General features: G+C 66.4%; 3 protein-coding genes and 1 pseudogene. 3 read left to right on the top strand and 1 reads right to left on the bottom strand.

Going from position 1 to position 3433, the window contains the following annotated elements:
• Positions 1-128: 128 nt before the first annotated feature.
• Entirely contained in the window at positions 129-920 is a 792-nt protein-coding gene (locus D588_RS0111560) for an undecaprenyl-diphosphate phosphatase (RefSeq protein ID WP_017908899.1), read from the bottom strand.
• A gap of 223 nt (positions 921-1143) precedes the next feature.
• Here D588_RS0111560 and glnA point away from each other — a divergent pair, with 223 nt between their 5' ends.
• The 3 genes and pseudogenes from glnA to D588_RS24585 all read left to right on the top strand — a co-directional run.
• Complete coding sequence (gene glnA / locus D588_RS0111565; RefSeq protein ID WP_017908900.1) at positions 1144-2553, top strand: type I glutamate--ammonia ligase; 1410 nt, start codon at positions 1144-1146, stop codon at positions 2551-2553.
• Between the two features lie 325 nt (positions 2554-2878).
• Positions 2879-3217 (top strand): P-II family nitrogen regulator, encoded by a 339-nt coding sequence (locus D588_RS0111575; protein ID WP_010341076.1) that lies wholly within the window; start codon positions 2879-2881, stop codon positions 3215-3217.
• A gap of 19 nt (positions 3218-3236) precedes the next feature.
• Positions 3237-3433: pseudogene (locus D588_RS24585) on the top strand (ammonia channel protein); the annotation flags it as partial.

Genomic DNA, 3433 nt, shown 5'->3' on the forward strand with positions numbered 1-3433 from the left:
CGGGGCACCTTCCCCCGAAAAGGGGGCCATGGTCCCGAGGGGAGAAGGGAGACGCCGAGCCCCTCTCCCTTCGGGAGAGGGGTTGGGGTGAGGGTAAGGAGCGCGCAGCGCCCCGCCGATGCAACCCCTCAGGCCGCCGGCAACCACAGCAGCAGCGCCGCGCCCAGCACGATGCGGTACACCGCGAAGGCGGTGAAGCGGTGCGACTTGATGTAGCCCAGCAGCCACTTCACCACCACGAAGCCGGTGACCATCGAGGCGACGAAGGCCAGGGCCACGTCGCCCCAGTTCTCGCTGCCCAGGCCGCCGTCCTTGTACAGCTCCAGGAACGAATACGCGCTGGCCGCGAACATGGTCGGAATGCCGACCAGGAAGGCGAACTCGGCCGCGGCCGAGCGCTTGCTCAGGCCCAGCAGCATCGCCAGGAAGATCGTCGCCGCCGAGCGCGAGGTGCCGGGGAACACGCCGGCCACCACCTGCGCCAGGCCGACCGCGATGGCCACCGTCCAGGTCACCGTCTCGCGCTCCGGCATACGCGCAGCGAAGTACTCGGCCACCAGCATCCACACGCCGCCGATTACCAGCGCCCACGCCACCGGCTGCACGCTGTCGGGCAACTGCCAGCCGGCCTTGCGGACGATGAGACCGACCACCGCGGTCACCAGGAAGGCGGCGCCCAGCTTGAAGGCGTAGTCGCGGTTGGCGCGGTCGCCCAGGCCGGTGGCCAGATCCCACAGGCGCTGCCGGAACACCAGGGTGGTGGCCAGGATCGCGCCGGCCTGGATCACGATGTTGAAGAAGTCGGACCGGTGGCCGAGCCAGCGCTCGGCGATCAACAGGTGCCCGGTGCTGGAAATGGGCAGGAATTCGGTCAGGCCTTCGATGATGCCCAGCAGCAGGGCCGACAACAGATCGCTCATGGAGGAGAGGGTCGCTTTGGGGGAGGGGAAGCTGCGCAAGGATAGAGCATCCGCCTCGCGCACAAATTTGGTGCGTTCAGGTGTGAATGCACCACTAAAGTGCAGTGCATTTGCATCCTTCGCGTGCACGCTTCAGCAGAATCAAGGGCTTGTGAGTGCCACACGCTTGGCATGGCGATTGCTGATACTCGCCCACGCCCTTCACAACCCGAGGTTGCATCGAATGTCTGCGGAAACTATTGAGAAGCTGGTCAAGGACAACAAGATCGAGTTCGTCGACCTGCGCTTCGTCGACATGCGCGGCGTGCAGCAGCACGTCACCTTCCCGGTCAGCATCATCGAGCCGGCGCTGTTCGAGGAAGGCAAGATGTTCGACGGCAGCTCGATCGCCGGCTGGAAGGGCATCAACGAGTCGGACATGGTCCTGCTGCCCGACGCCGACACCGCCTTCGTCGATCCGTTCATGGCCGATCCGACCCTGGTGCTGACCTGCGACATCCTCGACCCGGCCACCATGCAGAGCTACGGCCGCGATCCGCGCGGCGTGGCCAAGCGCGCCGAGGCCTACCTGAAGTCCAGCGGCATCGCCGACCAGGCGTTCTTCGGCCCGGAGCCGGAATTCTTCATCTTCGACGGCGTGCGCTTCGGCAACGAGATGGGCCACACCTTCTTCAAGATCGATTCGGAAGAGGCGGCCTGGAGCAGCGGCAGCAAGATCGAAGGCGGCAACAGCGGCTACCGTCCGGCGGTCAAGGGCGGCTACTTCCCGGTGCCGCCGACCGACTCGCTGCAGGACCTGCGCGCCGAGATGTGCAAGACCCTGGAGCAGGTTGGCATCGAAGTCGAAGTGCACCACCACGAAGTGGCCACCGCCGGCCAGTGCGAGATCGGCACCAAGTTCAACTCGCTGGTGAAGAAGGCCGACGAACTGATGATGATGAAGTACATCATCAAGAACGTCGCCTACCGCAACGGCAAGACCGCGACCTTCATGCCCAAGCCGATCGTCGGCGACAACGGCTCGGGCATGCACGTGCACCAGTCGCTGGCCAAGGGCGGCACCAACCTGTTCTCCGGCGACGGCTACGGCGGCCTGTCGCAGATGGCGCTGTGGTACATCGGCGGCATCTTCAAGCACGCCAAGGCGATCAACGCCTTCACCAATTCCGGCACCAACAGCTACAAGCGTCTGGTCCCGGGCTTCGAGGCGCCGGTGATGCTGGCCTACTCGGCGCGCAACCGTTCGGCCTCGTGCCGCATTCCGTGGGTGTCCAACCCGAAGGCGCGCCGCATCGAGATCCGCTTCCCGGATCCGCTGCAGTCCGGCTATCTGACCTTCGCCGCGCTGATGATGGCCGGCCTGGACGGCATCAAGAACCAGATCGACCCGGGCGCGCCCAGCGACAAGGACCTGTACGACCTGCCGCCGGAAGAAGAGAAGCAGATCCCGCAGGTGTGCTCCAGCCTCGACCAGGCGCTGGAAGCGCTGGACGCCGACCGCGAGTTCCTCAAGGCCGGCGGCGTGTTCACCGACGACTTCATCGACGGCTACATCGCGCTGAAGATGCAGGAAGTGACCAAGTTCCGCGCGGCCACGCACCCGCTGGAATACCAGCTGTACTACGCCAACTGAGTTCCACGCGCGGCGATGGCGAAGGCTTCCCCTCCCTCCTTCGCCATCGCCGCCACCTGCCCGGCTGGGGAGCCGCGCAGGTGGTCCGCGCCCACCATCGCGTCATCGAGTGTCCAGGGGATGGACCGCGCAACAGAGCGCTTGCGTGCCGTGGGCCACGTTCCCTCCCACGTCGCCGTCGCCGCCGCACCTTGGGTGCGGTGGGCCACGGCGTGATCCACGGAACGCATCGCGCAGCAGCACCCGCGCCGTTCGCGGCGCGGTCGATGGGCCCAGTGCCGGTCGGCCTTCGGCGGCCGGTTCCTTCCACCAACGGGGTATGCGCATGAAACTGATCACCGCCATCATCCGGCCATTCAAGCTCGACGAGGTCCGCGAGGCCTTGTCGCAGGCTGGGGTGTCCGGCATCACCGTCACCGAGGTCAAGGGCTTCGGTCGGCAGAAGGGCCACACCGAGTTGTATCGCGGTGCCGAGTACGTCGTCGACTTCCTGCCCAAGATCAAGATCGAGACCGTGGTGACCGACGAGCGTCTGGATGCCGTGGTCGAGGCGATCCAGGGCGCGGCCGGCACCGGCAAGATCGGCGACGGCAAGATCTTCGTCACCGCCATCGAGCAGGTCGTCCGCATCCGTACCGGCGAAATCGGCGCCGATGCGCTCTAACCCCACCTTGGAGCCCTTCATGAAGACAGGTCTGTTCGCCGGGTGGAAGGCCCGGTTCTACGCGGTATGCATGCTGATGCTGGTCAGCGCGATGGCGGTCGGCATCCCCGGCAAGGCGTTCGCCCAGGCCGAAACCACCCCGGCGCCGACGCCGGACGTGGTCACCGAACAACTGACGCCGCCGCCCGCACCGGCCGCCGCGCCGGCCGCGGCCGC

It is taken from the genome of Xanthomonas sp. SHU 308 (assembly GCF_000364645.1).
In the GTDB taxonomy this organism is placed as follows: domain Bacteria; phylum Pseudomonadota; class Gammaproteobacteria; order Xanthomonadales; family Xanthomonadaceae; genus Xanthomonas_A; species Xanthomonas_A sontii.